The sequence below is a fragment of the Hyphomonas sp. genome (genome assembly GCF_040882205.1).
Classification (GTDB): Bacteria; Pseudomonadota; Alphaproteobacteria; order Caulobacterales; family Hyphomonadaceae; genus Hyphomonas.
In genome coordinates this window covers 1-16621 of the sequence record NZ_JBBEBT010000258.1, presented here as the reverse complement: position 1 = coordinate 16621, position 16621 = coordinate 1, and the positions used below count along the sequence as shown (strand labels likewise).

The following is a 16621-nucleotide window of genomic DNA, read 5'->3' as shown; positions in this document are numbered from 1 at the left end:
GTGGAAATCCGTGGCGGTGACGATCACGTCGGCCTCGAGTTCGCGCCCGGACTTGAGCAGGATACCCTTCCCGGTGAACCGGTCGATATGATCGGTGACGACGCTGGCCAGGCCGGCCTTGATGCCTTCGAACAGGTCCGCGTCCGGAACAAAGGCGACGCGCTGCTGCCATGGCCGGTAGCTCGGCGTGAAATGGGTCATATCATAGCCTTCCGGAAGGCAGGCCTTGACCCCTTCGAGAAGCTCGATGCGAAGCGCTTCGGCCTCCTCGAACGAGCGGCGCGTGAATTCGGCCTGCTCGAACAGGTATTTTCGGCGGACGATTTCGTGGATCCAGTTCTCGTCTACGCCGAGCTTGCGCAGTTCGTCGGCGAGAAGATTTTCGTTGCGGGCAGGAATGAAATAGGTGGGTGAGCGTTGCAGCAGCGTGACGTGCTCACACTTGCCTGCGATGGCAGGCACGACCGTGGCGGCCGTGGCCCCGGACCCGATGACGATGACCTTCTTGCCGGTGAGGTCGAGGTCTTCCGGCCATGTCTGCGGGTGGACGATCTGTCCACGGAAGGCGTCCATGCCCGGCCATTCCGGCGTATAACCTTCGGCGTGCTTGTAATAGCCCTGGCACATCCAGAGGAACTTGGCAGTGAAGGTCATCACTTCGCCGGTGTCGAGGCGCTCTGCCTTCACGGTCCAGCGCTTCTTCGCGGTCGACCAGCTGGTGGATGTGATCTTGTGGCGATAGCGGATGTGCGCGGCGAGGTCGTTCTCGGCGATCACTTGCTCCATGTATTTCAGGATTTCTTCGCGGCTGGCAATCGGCGGGCCAACCCATGGCTTGTAGCGATAACCGAAAGTGTAGAGGTCCGAATCCGAGCGGATGCCCGGATACTTGTGCATGTGCCAGGTGCCGCCGAACGTGTCGTAGGCCTCGAGGATGACAAACTTTTTCCGCGGGGTCTGCGTTTTCAGGTGATAGCCGGCGCCGACCCCCGAGATGCCCGCGCCGACGATCAGAACATCGAAATGCTCCGTCTTCGCCTTGGCCTTTGAAGCCTTAAGAGTTGCGGTATCTGCCATGATAATCCTCACACTCGCCGCGTATGCCCGCGAGTCAAACGACTGATGCGTGCAAATGTCGCCCGGGAGGACGGCGGCTCAATACGTATTCGACCGGACTTGCCGCAAAGGCAAGCAAGGGAAAACGCGGGCGAGCGGAAGTTTCAGTGATTCAGGGGATCGTGGGAAGCTTCGAACAGCCCGGAATAAGCACTTGCGCCCTGCGCGGGCTGGCGAGCCGCGACATACTCAGACTTGGCGCCGTCGGCGAATCCGCGCGCCCAGGCTTCCTCATACTCGTCCAGCAGCATCTGGTGTGGCGGCGACACCAGCCGCCGGAGATGGACGAGCATCAGGGCGCGCATGGCGTTGAACTGAAGCGATGCCAGACGGGTAAACCCGCGATGGCGCTGGCGCCGGCGTCCGACGCCATAACCATGCCGGAAGGCGCGCTGGATGATGTTGATCGTGTCCAGCTGCGCTGCGCGGATGATATGGCGAACGCAGGCCCGCTCGGCGAACCATGCGCAGTAGCCCGCTGCATCCAGACGTTCCATCAGCTCGGTCTCGGAGCCCATGGGATAGACCATCTGGCCATTTGGCCCGAAGTGCGGATCGAACCTGTACCCCGCTTTGAAGACCCGGCCCCGCACGGCCATGTTCGGCCCCCAGGCGGCATCACACCGGATGGGGCCCTCCTGTGTCGAGGTGATCGAGAAAAGGACGCCGAAATAGCGCTGTAAGGGTCCCAGTTGTCCGGCGCCGCGTGAGGGCCAGTGCGGCAGGATCCGTCCGCCGAGCACATCGCAGTCCGGATGCGCCTTTCCGGCAGCCTCGAGTTCTTCCAGCCATTCCGGACAGGGCAGAATGTCATCATCCGTGAGCACCACCATTTCCTCGGGATCCAGCGTGTCGCTGATCGACGCGAGTACCAGGTTGAGACAGTGGTTCTTGCCGCGGACCGGTTGGTTGTAGATGACCAGTGGCAACTTTTCAGCATAGGCGGCCAGCAGCTCAAGCGTTCCGTCCTCGCTGCCATTGTCGACAACGTGGAATTTCGTACCGGCAGGTAACCGCACACTGAGCATCTCTTCGAGCATGCTGCACAGGCGGCTTTCGCCATTCAGGGTGGACAGGATGACAATCATGCGCCAGCCTTTTCTTTGGCAGGTTCCGAGAGCCGGTCAGGTAGCCTCGCCCATGCGGGGCGTTCGTAGAGGTCGCGAAGAGGCGTGTTCTTCACGAGCGTGTGGAATATAAGGGGAAGAAAAATACATGCCATCAACGTGGCCAGGCTCGCGACGCCCGCGAAGTGCGCTGGAACACCTCCGAAAGCGATGATTTTCAGCATGATCGCCAGCGGAATCGGGAACGTGAGATATATGACGATCGAATTCTTTCCGCAGTAGCGAAGCACCTTTGCCCAATCGAAGCGAACCAACAGCGCCGCCACCGTGCAGACGGCCGCAGCGCCGAGCATGCCGAGGAGGAGGCTTGTGCCGAACTGCAGGTGCAGGTCGCGCGAAACGCCGAGGTGGTTGACAACGGCCCAGGCCGCAAGCCCTCCAATCGCCAGCGGCACAGACGCTGCGGCGCGCGCCGCAAAGGCAAACACAAGCGAGGCGAACGCATAGCCTGAAAAGAAGTAGACATACCGGTTTGCGAAACGGTCCGCGACGGACCAGCCGGTATCGATCCAGCCCAGCTGAAAGGCAGACTGGAGGGCGACCGCGACGGCGAAAACCAGCCAGACTGGCACATGCCGGACAAGCCGCGTGACCACATAGAAGATCAGCAACATGTGGACGAACCACAGCGTGCCCGAAGGCTCAATGAAGCCGGCCAGCCACAGCGAGATGAATTCGACAGGCGACGCTGCGAAAACGGGCAGTTCGAAAAGGGTCAGCTGGATCGTATGCCAGAGCACATAAAAATAGAAGAAGTGAACGACCTTGCGATCAATATATTCCGCCAGCGGACCATGCAGCGAGCGACTGAGGAACAGGCCTGAGATGAGGAAAAAATCCGGCATGCGGAAAGGCCGCGCGAAATCGACCACCGGCGACAGAAAGCCTTCGGCGCCGAGCTGTCCTTCAACCCGGTGCACCGCGTGCATCATCACCACAAGGATGATGCAGATGCCCTTGGCATAATCGACCCAACCGATACGTGAATTCGTCACGACACATTCTCCTTCTTGAGCAGCCCGCGCCAGGCACCGTTTGCGAGGCATGCCCGCACCCAGGGATCAGCCAGCCAGAGGGCGGAGGCGTAGAAAAGGCAGCCCGCCAGGATCAAGATCCCGAGGGCTGGAACTACCGGAAATGCCGCCGATACGGGTCCGGACAGGGCGTAGACCACCGCCGCCATCGCAAGGCTCGCCGCCAGGGGCGGAACCAGTATGGCCATCTGCCGGCTCACGGCGAACCCGGTCGTCGCCTTGACGAACCAGGCCGCCAGCGGCCACGTCAACCAGCCGCGCAGCAGCGAGGCAAATGCAATCGCTGCGACCCCGAGCGGCGCAAAGACGGCAAGCAGGAGAAGGTGCGCGCCGAAGCTGGTGGCCAGCGAGGCGCTCGCGGTGAGGGCCTTTCCGGCAGCCTGTGTCGCCGCAATGTTCACTTTGGATGACACGACCCGCAGGTTTGCGAGCACGGTGATGGCGCAAATGACGCCGACACTGGAGAAAGCATCGCCCACCGCCGATGGCACAAGCAGCGGTGCAATGGCAGCCAGGCCAGCGAGCATCGGAAAACTGGCGATCGCAATGGCGCGCCAGGAATCGGCCATCAGGGCATGGAAGCGGGCGGGTTCACGGGCAGCATCTGAAAGAACCGGCAGCGCCATTGCTCCGACGGGCTGCGCCACAAAGGACTGGATCTGATCCGCGATACGGGTGGCGACGTACAAAAGGCCCAGACCTTCCGGGCCAAAGAAAACAGTCGCGGCAATCTGGGGCGCCAGCCGGTCCGCCCGGCCGAGGGCATTGGCCGCCAGCATCCCGGACACGAACGGAAGCGCCGCACGAACCGTTTTGACATCCGGTCCGCCATCCGGATGCCAGCGGGCGAGCCTGAAGTTCGACGCAACCAGAATGACGCGGCGCACGAATTCGAGACCGATCAGTGACCACACACCTGCGCCCATTAGGGCAAGGACAATACCTGCGGCGAGACCCGACAGCGCCGCCGCAACGCCGACCTTGGCAAGTTGGCGAAAGGCTTGCCGGCGCCGCAGGAGGCTTTCCGGAACGATTCCCGTCGCGGTGATCAGCATCAGGAGACACGCGGCCCCAATCACCGGAATGGCTGCCTCATAGCCGGCAGCGCGCGCAATCAATCCGGCAACCGGGAGCGTGACAGCCCCGCAGGCAAGCGCAAGAGCGATATTGGCCCAGAAAGCCGAATTGAGATCAGCGCGGGTCACGTCCGCCTTCTGTTCGATCGGGCTCGAGAGCACACCGCCGGTAAGCACTTCGCCGGCCGCTATCGCCATCAGGGCGATGCCATAGATTCCGTAATCGGCGGGTACCAGGAACCGCGTGAGAATGAGGACCGAGGCGAGGCCGGCGAGCATCGCGACCACGGACGCCGCGCTGGTCCAGCCAAACTTCCGGACAAGATCGCGGCGGCCTCGGCCTGCGGGCGCTGGTATGGCCATGCTCATGACGCCATCCGTTTGGGCAACGCCGCCCAGAGGCAACGCGCCAGCCAGTCGAGGGATGCATCGACCCGTTCGACGGCGTGACGCTCGGCGCTGAGTACGCTTTCTTCGCCGCGCGGCAGCCAGAAGTAGGGGTTGGCTTCCCAGAGGATCGGCGTGCCATCTGGCCGGATGCTGTAGTCCACAGCTGCCACGTCCAGCCCAAGGGCCGCAACGGCACGGACAAGAACATCCTTGTACGACATGTCGGCGCCGAAATAGGTCAGGTCGGTCGCGATCAGGTCGTTGAAGAGGTCGCGGCGAAAACCAAGGGACCTCAGGAACCGGCGCTTGGGGCGTGCCTCGCGGGCGAGCAGGCAATTGGACAGGCCGACCACGAGATCGCGGGAGAAGAACAGGTGGCTCGCCTTGACTTCACCCCGGAAGACGAAGGCCCGGGCCTTGTGATGGAAGCGGCAAAAGAGGCTCGACGGATCGGCCCCGGCAGCCCTGAATTCGGAGCGCACATCGTGGATACGCACCAGCGCGGCAGGTGCGCGCAATTCGCGCGCCGCGCGGTCGGCGTCGGCTTGGTCGGACAGCACGCGAATGGCGCGTTCGGCATGTGTATCGTCGCCGCGCAGGAGGCTTGGGCCGGCAAGCTCGGAAAATGCGGTGAGCAGCTCCTCGCCCGACCGGACACACCGGACGGGCGCACTTGGAATGCCGGCCGGCTGCCAGATCGCCGATTGGGTAGCCTTGGCCGTGTTCGACAGGGCGTCGGGTGAATTGAGAACGGCAATGCCCCGGCGCGCCGCAGATCGGGCGATGTCAACCGCGTCCCGGTAACACTCGGGGTATTTCTGGCGCAGGGGATCGCCCAGCCAGAATACGACCAGACCAATTCCCGAGAGGCTGGGCGCGGCTTTGCCCGTCTGGTGAAACTGAAGCCGCGCGGCAAGTTCCGGGGCACGGGTCTCGAGCCTCGTCAAGAACGCCCGGCCCGTCGGCACGCTGCGACCGCGCCCCGGACCATGTGTTACAACGAGAATGTTCCCCAGCGCTCCGGTATCCATGTCGGTCCCGTTTATCCCAATACGCTTCAGGCACCGCTACATTGACGGCGCTTCAGGGCATTGCCGGAGCAACAACCGTGCCAGCGCGCGGGAATTTTAAGGAATATGGGAAACTAACTAATTCAGGGCAGTTTCAGCGGGGGATTTCGCCCTTCACATCTTTCATGACGCCGGAGAAGTCGAGGCCGCCCAGGCCCTTGTCGGACAGCGCCTGGTAGATGCTTGCGGCATGTTCACCGAGGCGGATTCCGGCGCCGGCCGCGCGGGCGGCGTCGGCGGCCAGGTCCAGGTCCTTAAGCATCATGGCGACCGCGAAGCCGGGCTTGTAGTCCCGGTTGGCGGGCGAGGTGGGCACCGGGCCGGGGGCCGGGCAATAGGAAGTCATCGACCAGCATTGTCCGGAGGAGACCGACGAGATCTTGTAGAACGTCTCAGCGTCAAGCCCGAGCTTTTCGGCGAGGTTGAAAGCTTCGCACGTGCCGATCATCGAGATGCCGAGCAGCATGTTGTTGGCGATCTTGGCGGCCTGCCCGTTCCCGGCGCCGCCCGCGTGGAAGATGTTCTTGCCCATGCCCTTGAGGATGGCTTCGGCCTGCTCGAAGGCCTTGGCCGTACCGCCGGCCATGAAGGTCAGCGTGCCGGCCTCGGCGGCGGCGGTGCCGCCCGAGACCGGGGCATCGACCATGACAAGCCCGGCCGCTTCGGCTTTGGCATGCGCTTCGCGGGCGTCGGTGACGGCGATGGTCGAACAGTCGATCAGCAGCGTGCCTTTCGGAGCATGGGACGAGACACCATCCGGGCCGAAATAGACGCCAAGAACGTGCTTGCCGGCAGGCAGCATGGAGACGACGACGCCGGCGTCTTTCAGGGCATCGGCCATGGAGGACGCGGCGCGCGCGCCCTTGGCAGCGACGGCTTTGACGGCCTCGGTGTTCAGGTCAAACGCCGCGACGGTGTGGCCGGCCCTCACGAGGTTGGCGCACATGCCGCCGCCCATGTTGCCGAGGCCGATGAAGGCGATATTCATTTGCTACTCCCTGATTCAAGGCAAACGGCGGCGCAGACACCTGCGAAGTCAGGCATCCAGTCTTTGTTCGGATGAATGCGCCGGCCAGGCTGGACCCCTGCCTTCGCAGGGGTCTGCGGCGAAGGAGCCAAGGGGGGCTTCACTTCACTTGTCCTCGAATCTGGCGGGGCGTTTCTCGCTGAAGGCGGACATGCCTTCCTTCTGGTCGGCAGTGCCGAACAGGCCCTGGAACAGGCGGCGTTCGAACCTGACGCCTTCCGTGGTCGGAAGTTCCAGTGCGCGGCCAACCATTTCCTTGGCGGCCATCAGGGAGGGCACCGAGAAGGCGGCGATTTCGCTCGCTGCGGCGAGCGCGACTTCCATCAGCGTATCGTGCGGCACGACGCGGGAGACAAGACCGATGCGGTCGGCTTCGGCGGCGTCGATCATCCGGCCGGTCAGGACGAGGTCCATAGCTTTTGCCTTGCCGACAGCTTTCGTCAGGCGGATGGAGCCGCCCATGCCGGGCGTGACGCCGAGCTTGATTTCCGGCTGGCCGAACTTCGCCTTGTCGGAGGCGATGATCAGGTCACACATCATGGCCAGTTCGCAGCCGCCGCCGAGGGCAAAACCGTTGACCGCCGCGATCACGGGCTTGCGACTGGCGGCGAACCGGTCCCATCCGGCGAAATAGTCCTCGACATACATGTCGGAGAAAGACTGCGGCTGCATCTCCCTGATGTCGGCGCCCGCCGCGAAGGCCCGGCCCGCACCCGTCAGCACACTGACGGCAATATCCCTGTTGCGGTCGATAGCGGCGAAGCAATCAGCGACTTCTCGCATGATCCCGGCATTCAGCGCATTCAGACTGTCCGGCCGGTTCAGCGTGACGATGGCCACGCGGGCTTTCTGTTCGAAGGTGATCGTCTTGTAGTCAGTCATCAGGAAAGGCTGTCCTTGTTATTTAACTTCAATCAAACGGGGGGCGGCCCCGGCGGTGGCGGGAAGTCGAGGCCGCTGGTTGCGGCGAACGGCGTGCCGGCAACGACGGCGTCATAGACGGCTTCGCCAACCGGTGAGAACCCGGCCAGGCGGGCGACCACGATCACCGCGAGCAGAACACCGATGCCCCAGAACCAGGCGGGATGCGGCCGGCCATGGGCGCGCCAGTCGTAGATGATACCGGCAAGCGGAAAGACGAGCGCGACAAGCCCGGCGATTTCGAAGGCGTAGGGCGGCAGGATCGGCATGGGCAGGAGCCGGCCAAATCCAGGGCCCATCAGGAGCACGAACGAGCTGACTTGCAGACGGGCGTGCCAGTCCGGGCGATGACGCATGGTCACGGCGGCGGCCAGGAGGCCCACTGCAGCAAATAGCGACAGCGGATTGGCGACAATGAAGTGCTGGGGCTGGAAGAAGAAGGGCGTGCGCCCTGTCTGCACGGCCGCAATGGTGATCCATGTGCCGAACACGAGCAGGCCGAGCGCCCAGATGGCGGCCAGTTTTCCGACCTGCTGGTGCAGTCGCATACTGCCTGCCCCCGCAAGCCAGGCCTGCGTCAGCACGATACCGACCCAGCCCATGAACACCGCGGCATGGGCATGGACGATCAGCGGCGCATTGAAGCTCGACCGGCCCATCGCGAGCTGGACGATAAAGCCTGTGACCAGAATGAAGGCCATGACCGTGATGAGGTTGCGCAAGAATGGCCGGTCACCTGTTGAAGGTGCACCTGTGGTAGCGTCAGTCATGAAATCCTCCCCGATTTCGATAGTTGACCGCCAAGCCAGTATCGCAGGCGCCGGAGCGGGACAAGCCGGACGGCGCCCCTCCCTACCCCATCGTCGGGATGACAAAGGCCTGATCGCCAACGTCGCCGTCCGGCCAGCGCTGGGTGACGGTCTTGATCTTGGTCCAGAACCTGATGCCTTCCGGGCCGTGCTGGTTGGTGTCGCCGAAAGCGGAGCGTTTCCAGCCACCGAACGTGTGGTAGGCGACTGGCACCGGGATCGGCACGTTGATGCCGACCATGCCGACATTCACCTGGGCTGCAAATTCGCGCGCGGCGCGCCCGTTGGAGGTGAAGATGGCGCAGCCGTTCCCGTACTGATGGTTGGTCGCGAGGGCTGCGGCTTCCTCGAGGGACCCGGCGCGCACGACCTGTAGCACGGGGCCGAAGATTTCTTCCTGATAGGAACGCATCCCCGGCTTCACATCATCGAACAGCGAGGGGCCAACGAAGAAGCCCTTCTCATGGCCTTGCAGCGTGTGGCCGCGACCATCAAGCACGAGCTTGGCGCCTTCGTCGATACCCATCTGGATATAGCTTTCGATCTTCGCCTTGTGCACTGCCGAGACTACGGTACCGTAATGCGCATCCTTGTCAGTCGAGATGCCGATCTTCAGCTTCTGCGCCTCGGCGGTCATGCGCTCGACGAACTCATCGGCGGTTTTCCTGCCGACCGGCACAGCCACCGGGAGCGCCATGCAGCGTTCACCGGCCGAGCCATAGGCTGCGCCGACGATATCCTTGACCGCCTGGTCCATGTCGGCGTCCGGCATGATGATACCGTGGTTCTTGGCGCCGCCCATCGCCTGCACGCGTTTGCCGTTCGCAGCGCCGGTCGCATAGACATATTGTGCGATGTCGGATGATCCGACGAAGCTGACGGCCTTGATGTCCGGGTGGTGAAGGATCGCATCGACGGCCACCTTGTCGCCGTTGACGACGTTCAGCACGCCGGGCGGCACACCCGCTTCAAGCATCAGCTCGGCGAGGCGCATCGGGACGGAAGGATCTTTCTCCGAGGGCTTCAGGATGAACGTGTTGCCGCACGCGATGGCGACAGCGGCCATCCAGCACGGGATCATGGCGGGGAAATTGAACGGCGTGATGCCGGCGCAGACGCCGAGTGCCTGACGCATGGAGAAGACATCAATGCCGGGGCCGGCGCCTTCGGTGTATTCGCCCTTCAGCAAGTGCGGCACGCCGCAGGCGAACTCGACCACATCGAGGCCGCGCTGGATATCGCCCTTTGAGTCCGCGATGACTTTGCCGTGCTCGGAGGAGAGCATGTGCGCCAGCTCGTCTATGTTCGCCTCGACGAGGCGCTTGAACTCGAACATCACGCGGGCGCGGCGCTGCGGGTTGGTGGCCGACCAGGCCGGGAAAGCAGCGAGCGCCGCTGCAACCGCTGCATCCAGTTCAGCCGCGGCGGACAGCGCGACGCGGGCCTGAACCTCGCCGGTGTTCGGATTATAGATGTCGCCAAACCGGCCGGACTGGCCTTTGACGGCTTTGCCGCCAATGAAATGGTGCACCTCGCGCATGGCGTATCTCCTCATGTTTGCGGGCCTTATAGGCGCACCGCTGGCCGAGATACATGGCGAATTTTGTCAGACTTCCCCTGCAGCAGTCCGCTTTGTCATAATAGCGCTTGCTTGCCTTGGCGTTATGTCCCGGATCAAGGGATTGAGACGGCGAACGGAACGCGCGAAAATGCGGCCGCGGGCAGGCCGTCAGGGAGGAATATACCGGCGGTTTCCCAAGCCGGGACAAAGCGATGGACGGCGATACGCAACTCCTGACCGAAAACCCGCTGACAGCGCAGCAACGCGCCGCCGCACTCCTCAGATCGCCCCGCGTCCGGCGGCAGGCCGCCTTCGCGGCCACTCTGGTTCTCATCCTGCTCGCCGGCATGTTCGTGATCGACCGGGGCGCCTACGTCTCCACAGCCGACGCGCGGATTGCCGCGGACATGATTGCGGTGTCCACCGACATTTCCGGCCGGATCACCAGCGTTACCGTGAGCGAGGGCGACCGCGTGTCCGTTGGAGACCCGATCTACACGATCGATGACCGCGAGGCCGCCTATACGCTGGCGCAGTTCCAGGCGGAAGCGAATCGCCTGCGTGCAGAGATAGCGCGCGAAGAAGCCCGGGCTGGCTTTGCAACCTCAAAGGCCGGAAGCCAGGTCGCGGCACGCCAGGCCGGCACGCGGTCGGCCTCGGCTTCGGTCGAGGCGGCGCGGTCGAACCTCGAAACCGCACAGCAGGAACATGAGCGCACGAAGAACCTGTTCGAACAGGGCCGGATTCCGAAGAGCACCTATGACCAGGCGAAGAATGCCCTCGATACCGCAGCGCAGGCCCTGCTGCGGGCGCAGGCAGAACGCGAGACTGCCGCCGCCGATCAGCGGACAGCCAGCATCACGGGCCAGGAAGTGCGTCTCATCGATTATGACTTGTCCGTGCTGCAGGCGGAGCTGGAGCGCGCCGAGGCGCAGGTGGATGCACAGAAGGTCGTGCTGGAGCAGCATACGATCCGTGCCCCGATCGAGGGCGTGATCGACGAGCTGTTCTACGATTCCGGGGAACATTCGCTGCGCGGGTTCCGGATGGCGCTGATGCATGATCCGGATGCTGTCTGGGTTTCGGCGCACATCAAGGAAACTGATATCCGGAACGTTGCGCCGGGCGCGCAGGTCCGGGTGAAGGCGGACAGTCATCCGTCTGCGCGCCTCAGGGGCCGGGTGTCCCGCATCCGGGAAGCAACGCTGTCTGAGGCGGCGATGATGACTAACCCGAATGCGAACGGGGTTTTCACCAAGATCACCCAGCGCATCAAGATCAGCATAGATCTGGAGCCTTCAGACGTTCATTTACGCACCGGGACCATGGTGACGGTGCGCATCCGGAAATCCGAACCGGATGCATCTGCGGCGCCGGCGTCGCCTTGACCGGAGCGACCAGCCTGCCCTTGCCCGCAGGCGCCGGCGCGCATGGTCAGCCCGCGGACATTCCAGGCACGGCTGGCGAGGCCATCCGCGACCGGTTTGCCCAGTTCGGCCCGCGCTATCGCTGGCTGCTGCTGCTTACGATGCTCATCGGATCGATGGCGACCATGCTGGCGGCAACGACGATCAACGTCGCCCTGCCCGCGATCATCGGTGCATTTGGGCTCGGCCAGGATCAGGCGCAGTGGATGTCTACCGCATTCCTCGCGTCCTCAACCCTCGCGATGCTGGCGAATGCCTGGGCGATGGCGACCTATGGTCCGCGTGCGACTTACGTCTTCGGCATGGCAACATTTATCTTCGGCTCACTGCTGGGCGCGGTCAGCGGCACGCTGGAACTGCTGATCCTGTCGCGGGCCCTGCAGGGCGTATCGGCAGGCTTGCTTCAGCCGATGTCGATGTTCCTGATCTTCCAGACATTCCCGGACCGATCGCGCGGCACGGCGATGGGCCTGTTCTCGATCGGGGTCGTGCTGGCGCCCGCCTTTGGTCCGGCGCTGGGCGGCGTCGCGGTCGACCTCGCGAGCTGGCGGCTGGTGTTTGTGGCCACCCTGCCGCTGGCAATTGTCGCCCTCTGCACGGCGCCGTTCCTGATGCCGAAAGGCGACCGGCACAGCCAGCAGAAAGGGCCGCCACTGGACTGGCAGGGGCTGTGCCTGCTTGCTGTGGCGGTGGTCGGCCTGCTGTCGGCCTTTGCGGGCGCAAACCGGGACGGATGGGATTCCGACACGACCTATATCAAGATCAGTGTCGCCGTCGCGGCGGCCATTGCCTTCTTCTTCTGGGAGCACCGGCATCCCTTCCCGGCCCTGAACCCTGCAATCTTCATGTACCGGCAGTTCTGGTCGGCGAGTATCATCATCGTCGCGACGGGCACGGCGATCTACGGATCGACCTACCTGATCCCGCTGTTCGTGCAGCTGGTCCAAGGATACTCGCCAACCGCCGCAGGCGTGATGATGATCCCGGCGGGGCTCATGATGGTGGCGTTCTTCCCGATCGCCGGCCGGCTGACGGACAGGGTGGATCCGCGCTGGCTGCTGTCCTTCGGCATTCTCTGCTTCGCGGTTTCGGGCTTCCTGCTTTCAGGGGTCACGGTGCTGACGCCTTACTGGCTGCTCGTCAGCTGGATCATGTTGAGCCGCGTCGGCATCGCCTTCTGCATGCCGCCGGCCAACACCACCGCCGTGCGCGCGGTGCCGCAACATCTGCTCGCCTCCGCAACCGGCGGCGTCTCCTTCCTGATGCAGGTGGGCGGCGCCTTCGGCGTGAACCTGCTCGCCGTTCTGCTTCAACGCCGGACGATCTTCCATGGCGAGCATCTGGCTGCAGAGATGAACGAATCGAATGCCGAGTTCCTGTTCGAACACGTCCAGCAGGCGCAGGCGCTCGAAGCCGCGGGGATGCCGACCGTGAGCGCATTCACGCAGGCGTTTCAGGAGATCGGCCACCAGATCGCCGCACAGGCCACCGTGCTGGCCTTCCGGGACTGTTTCTATGTGATCGCTCTGTGGTTCGTCATCATCCTGTTCACTGTGGCACTGATGCCGAAGCCAAAGCTGCAGATGGCCGCACACTGAAACACAGAGGCGCCAGTCTTCAAGCGAGACAGGTTTCGACCGCGCGGGCGGCGGAGCGCAGGACACGCCGGGCGTCGAGGCCGGGAACTTCCAGCAGCATTTCGATAGCCGCGTAGCTAAGCTCTACAGCGAGACGCGCGCGGGCGTAAGCATCGGCCCTGGCGCGGCCCGTTGAGCCCGATTGTGCGGCGATGAGACGAGCCACATGGGCATGGGACTCCAGCCGGATAGGCGAAAGCTCCGGAAGCGCTCGCAGCGACGAGATGATGGCACGCCCACCCTGGAAGTTGCGCGTTACGGTGAGCGTGTCGATCAGCACACGCTCCAGCGTTTCAGTATCGAGCGGGCGCGGGCGGCTGACAGCCTCAAAGCGCCGCTCGACGATCTGGTTTTGCGCAGTCATCAGGCGCCGGCCGAGTACGGCGAGCAGGTCGTGCTTGTTGCGGAAGTATCGATAGAAGGAGGGCGGCGTAGCGCCGGCCTCGGCGGCCACGGCGTTTGAATTGACCGCTTCGAGGCCGCCCCGTTCGAGGATAACCTGCGCGCCAGCAATCAATCGCTCATACGTCACTTGCGCCCGCGCCTGGCGCGGCGCTGTGACCGGCGCGGTCAACACATCAGGTGCGCGTCGGGGCACATCAGTCTCCGGGGCCTGTCCAGATCCACATTGACCGTTTCTGAATATTAGTAAATGCTATTTTTTGGGAGGATGCCAGATGAAGATCACACGGCGAAGCATGCTGATGGGCGCGGCAGGCGTTGGCCTCGCCGCCGGGGCCGCTGGCGCGGTAGGGCTGAACTGGGGCGGGAAGTCGTTTGTCCGCGGCGGCTATTTGGAGGGCGCGCCTGCCGCGCCGCCGGGAGAAGCGAGCTGGATGAACTGGGCGGGGATTGAGCGCGCGACGCCGCAGCAAATTGCCTTTCCGGATTCACTGGAAGCCCTCGCAGACATAGTTCGCACATCTCCAGGCCGGGTGCGGCCGGTAGGCTCGGGTCACTCGTTCACAGGTCTCGCCACGACGGAAGACACGTTGCTGATGCTCAACGGGTTATCCGGGTTGATTGCCTATGACGCCGCTTCGGGTGAAGCCCGGTTCGGCGCGGGAACACCGCTGTTCCAGGTCAGCGAAGATCTTGCAGCTGTCGGACGCGCCTTCGACAACCAGCCGGACATCGATTCCCAGACGCTCGCCGGTGCATTTGCAACCGCGACGCACGGCACCGGCAATGACCTGCCGGCCCTGCATGACAATGTGACCGGTTTTCAGATGGTAACTGCGGACGGCAGCGTCCGGGATGTGACACGCGCTTCGGACCCCGACCTGTTCGAGGCCGGCAAGGTGTCCCTCGGCGCGCTCGGCGTGATGACGGCGTTCACGATGCGCAGCGTACCGGCCTACCGGTTGAAACGGACCGTTACAGTAGAAGACTCCAGGACCTTCCTTGGCCGGCTGGAACAGGCCGCCGCAGCACACCGAAATTTCGAATTCTACTACTTCCCGCATACCGGCCTCGTGGCGAGCATCGTCCATGACCAGACCGATGCGCCGCCTACGGAAGAGACGCCGGCCGATGATGACGCGTTCCTGCAAGGCCTGAAGGCGCTGCGCGACCAGCTGGGCTGGGCGCCCTGGGTGCGGCGGTGGATTGCCCGATCGGAATTTCCGCGCGGCGTGATCGAAGAGCGCGTGAACGAGTCGCGCGTGCTGCTGTCCACCGTCCGGCCAACGCGGTTCATCGAAATGGAGTATCACCTGCCCCGCGAACGGGGACCAGAGATGGTAGAGCGTGTGATGCGCAAGCTGGACCAGCGGGGCGATCTCTACTTCCCCATGGAGTATCGCCATATCGCGCCGGATACGGCCTGGCTCAGCCCCTTCAACGCGGGCCCGCGCGCCTCGATTGCGATCCATGCGGCGGCAGACGAGCATTACGATTACTTCTTCACCGACTTCGAGCCGATGTACCGCGAAGCCGGAGGGCGCCCGCATTGGGGCAAGCTGCATTCACTCGGACGCGCGCAATTGACTGAGCTCTATCCTGAATTCGAACGTTTCCTGGCGCTCCGGGCAGAACTCGACCCTGCAGGCAAGTTCCTCAACGCGCATCTGGCCAAACTGTTCGGAGTGGACTTTGATGCTTGAGCTATCGCGCCGAAACCTGATGATCGGCGGCGCAGGCCTTTTGGGAGCGGGACTACTTATGAGCAAGCCAGGCGACGAGAGCGGGCCGCGTGATCCCTATTTCCTGGAGCTGCAGGCGGCCCTGATGGAGGCGGGCATCGCGTCGCCCACGCTCATTGTCGACAAGGCGCGCCTGAACGCGAACATTGATACGCTGATAGGGCACCTCCCCGCCGGCATGGCCTACCGGATCGTGGCCAAGTCGCTGCCTTCGCTGGACCTGATCGCCCATATCCGGAAGCGCTCCGGATCCGGCCGGCTGATGACCTTCAACCAGCCGATGCTGACTGCGCTGAGCAGGGCCATGCCGGAGGCAGACCAGCTGCTGGGCAAACCCCTGCCGGTTGCGGCCGCGCGCAATTATTTCAGTTCCCTTGCTGCAGGCGAAGCCCCGGCAGCGGCCCGTGTGCAATGGCTGGTCGATACGCCGGAACGGCTTCGTCAGTACCAGGAGCTTGCCGCAGCAACCGGCCAGACGCTTCGCATCAACCTCGAACTGGATGTTGGCCTGCACCGCGGCGGCCTCGAAGCCGGCGATACGTTGAAGTCGATGCTGGAAACCCTGCGAGATGCGCCGGAATTCAGCTTTGCCGGATTCGTGGGATATGAACCTCATCTGGCAGCCCTTCCTGAGGCGCTGGGCTGGCGTGACCGCGCCAGATCCGGCGCCTGGCGGCGCTATGGTGAAGCGCTGATGCAGGCAGCGGAAGTATCTGGCGCCGATGCTGTATCGAACCTTGTCCGGAATGCAGCGGGCAGCCCGACCTACCGCTATTATCAGGATACGGAGGTCGCAAATGAAATCTCGGCGGGATCCTGCCTCGTCAAGCCGACCCATTTCGACACGCCGTTGCTGGAGCCGCATTTGCCGGCGAGCTTCATCGCCGCACCTGTCATCAAATCGCTGGCCCATACACGTCTTCCCGGACTGGAATTTGCCGCTGAGGGTCAGCGCGCCTGGGATCCGAACACATCGCGCACAGTCTTCATCCATGGCGGCAACTGGCTTGCCGATCCGGTCGACCCGCCCGGTCTGTCCTATAACAAGACGTTCGGGCGCTCCTCGAACCAGGAAATGCTGACCGGCGGACACAACCTGGCCATTGCGCCCGACGAGTTCGTTTTCCTGCGCCCGCACCAGAGCGAAGCGGTCTTCCTGCAATTCGGTGACATCGCCGTATTCGAAGATGGCCGGATCACCGAACGGTGGCCTGTGTTTGAAGCCTCTGCCTGAAGCACGGTCCACGTAGTTTAACGGATTGCCCGCTGCCCGCGCGCGCGC

14 protein-coding genes are annotated in these 16621 nt (G+C 63.6%); 4 read left to right on the top strand and 10 right to left on the bottom strand.

Annotated elements, in window-relative coordinates; genetic code table 11:
* The 9 genes from WEA77_RS11180 to WEA77_RS11140 all read right to left on the bottom strand — a co-directional run.
* Positions 1-1077, bottom strand: a 1077-nt coding sequence (locus tag WEA77_RS11180) for a flavin-containing monooxygenase (protein WP_368067962.1), incomplete at its 3' end; no start/stop codon positions are given.
* Between the two features lie 143 nt (positions 1078-1220).
* Positions 1221-2204 carry a glycosyltransferase family 2 protein gene (locus WEA77_RS11175; protein ID WP_368067961.1) on the bottom strand — a complete coding sequence of 328 codons (984 nt, stop codon included), beginning with the start codon at positions 2202-2204 and terminating at the stop codon, positions 1221-1223.
* Complete coding sequence (locus WEA77_RS11170) at positions 2201-3238, bottom strand: acyltransferase family protein (protein WP_368067960.1); 1038 nt, start codon at positions 3236-3238, stop codon at positions 2201-2203. The genes WEA77_RS11175 and WEA77_RS11170 overlap by 4 nt, the downstream gene beginning before the upstream one ends.
* Positions 3235-4722 carry an oligosaccharide flippase family protein gene (locus tag WEA77_RS11165; protein ID WP_368067959.1) on the bottom strand — a complete coding sequence of 496 codons (1488 nt, stop codon included), beginning with the start codon at positions 4720-4722 and terminating at the stop codon, positions 3235-3237. The genes WEA77_RS11170 and WEA77_RS11165 overlap by 4 nt, the downstream gene beginning before the upstream one ends.
* Positions 4719-5774 carry a hypothetical protein gene (locus tag WEA77_RS11160; RefSeq protein WP_368067958.1) on the bottom strand — a complete coding sequence of 352 codons (1056 nt, stop codon included), beginning with the start codon at positions 5772-5774 and terminating at the stop codon, positions 4719-4721. The genes WEA77_RS11165 and WEA77_RS11160 overlap by 4 nt, the downstream gene beginning before the upstream one ends.
* 133 nt (positions 5775-5907) lie before the next feature.
* Positions 5908-6801: a 3-hydroxyisobutyrate dehydrogenase gene (mmsB, locus tag WEA77_RS11155; protein WP_368067956.1), complete on the bottom strand. Its 894-nt coding sequence runs from the start codon at positions 6799-6801 to the stop codon at positions 5908-5910.
* Between the two features lie 144 nt (positions 6802-6945).
* Positions 6946-7722, bottom strand: a complete 777-nt coding sequence (locus WEA77_RS11150; RefSeq protein WP_368067955.1) for an enoyl-CoA hydratase-related protein — start codon at positions 7720-7722, stop codon at positions 6946-6948.
* 32 nt (positions 7723-7754) lie between these two features.
* Complete coding sequence (locus WEA77_RS11145) at positions 7755-8531, bottom strand: hypothetical protein (protein ID WP_368067954.1); 777 nt, start codon at positions 8529-8531, stop codon at positions 7755-7757.
* 82 nt (positions 8532-8613) lie between these two features.
* Positions 8614-10110 (bottom strand): CoA-acylating methylmalonate-semialdehyde dehydrogenase, encoded by a 1497-nt coding sequence (locus WEA77_RS11140; RefSeq protein ID WP_368067953.1) that lies wholly within the window; start codon positions 10108-10110, stop codon positions 8614-8616.
* 233 nt (positions 10111-10343) lie between these two features.
* Between WEA77_RS11140 and WEA77_RS11135 the strand changes: the two genes are divergently transcribed.
* Positions 10344-11519, top strand: a complete 1176-nt coding sequence (locus WEA77_RS11135; protein WP_368067952.1) for an HlyD family secretion protein — start codon at positions 10344-10346, stop codon at positions 11517-11519.
* Entirely contained in the window at positions 11516-13156 is a 1641-nt protein-coding gene (locus WEA77_RS11130) for a DHA2 family efflux MFS transporter permease subunit (RefSeq protein WP_368067951.1), read from the top strand. Before WEA77_RS11135 ends, WEA77_RS11130 begins: the two co-directional genes overlap by 4 nt.
* Before the next feature lie 19 nt (positions 13157-13175).
* Here the strand turns inward: WEA77_RS11130 and WEA77_RS11125 are convergent, their stop codons facing one another.
* Positions 13176-13793 carry a TetR/AcrR family transcriptional regulator gene (locus tag WEA77_RS11125; RefSeq protein WP_368067950.1) on the bottom strand — a complete coding sequence of 206 codons (618 nt, stop codon included), beginning with the start codon at positions 13791-13793 and terminating at the stop codon, positions 13176-13178.
* A 79-nt stretch (positions 13794-13872) separates the two neighbouring features.
* Between WEA77_RS11125 and WEA77_RS11120 the strand changes: the two genes are divergently transcribed.
* Together WEA77_RS11120 and WEA77_RS11115 are read left to right on the top strand one after the other, a co-directional pair.
* Positions 13873-15300, top strand: coding sequence for a D-arabinono-1,4-lactone oxidase (locus WEA77_RS11120; RefSeq protein WP_368067949.1), 1428 nt, complete (start codon positions 13873-13875; stop codon positions 15298-15300).
* The gene (locus tag WEA77_RS11115) at positions 15293-16573 is read left to right on the top strand and encodes an alanine racemase (protein WP_368067948.1); all 1281 of its coding nucleotides are present in this window, start codon (positions 15293-15295) and stop codon (positions 16571-16573) included. The genes WEA77_RS11120 and WEA77_RS11115 overlap by 8 nt, the downstream gene beginning before the upstream one ends.
* Positions 16574-16621: the final 48 nt, after the last annotated feature.

Excerpts from the sequence above, each read along its gene's own strand:
- WEA77_RS11175 (WP_368067961.1), bottom strand. The coding sequence starts at position 2,204 with ATGATTGTCATCCTGTCCACCCTGAATGGCGAAAGCCGCCTGTGCAGC.
- WEA77_RS11165 (WP_368067959.1), bottom strand. The coding sequence starts at position 4,722 with ATGAGCATGGCCATACCAGCGCCCGCAGGCCGAGGCCGCCGCGATCTT.
- WEA77_RS11160 (WP_368067958.1), bottom strand. The coding sequence starts at position 5,774 with ATGGATACCGGAGCGCTGGGGAACATTCTCGTTGTAACACATGGTCCG.
- mmsB (WP_368067956.1), bottom strand. The coding sequence starts at position 6,801 with ATGAATATCGCCTTCATCGGCCTCGGCAACATGGGCGGCGGCATGTGC.
- WEA77_RS11150 (WP_368067955.1), bottom strand. The coding sequence starts at position 7,722 with ATGACTGACTACAAGACGATCACCTTCGAACAGAAAGCCCGCGTGGCC.
- WEA77_RS11145 (WP_368067954.1), bottom strand. The coding sequence starts at position 8,531 with ATGACTGACGCTACCACAGGTGCACCTTCAACAGGTGACCGGCCATTC.
- WEA77_RS11140 (WP_368067953.1), bottom strand. The coding sequence starts at position 10,110 with ATGCGCGAGGTGCACCATTTCATTGGCGGCAAAGCCGTCAAAGGCCAG.
- WEA77_RS11135 (WP_368067952.1), top strand. The coding sequence starts at position 10,344 with ATGGACGGCGATACGCAACTCCTGACCGAAAACCCGCTGACAGCGCAG.
- WEA77_RS11120 (WP_368067949.1), top strand. The coding sequence starts at position 13,873 with ATGAAGATCACACGGCGAAGCATGCTGATGGGCGCGGCAGGCGTTGGC.
- WEA77_RS11115 (WP_368067948.1), top strand. The coding sequence starts at position 15,293 with ATGCTTGAGCTATCGCGCCGAAACCTGATGATCGGCGGCGCAGGCCTT.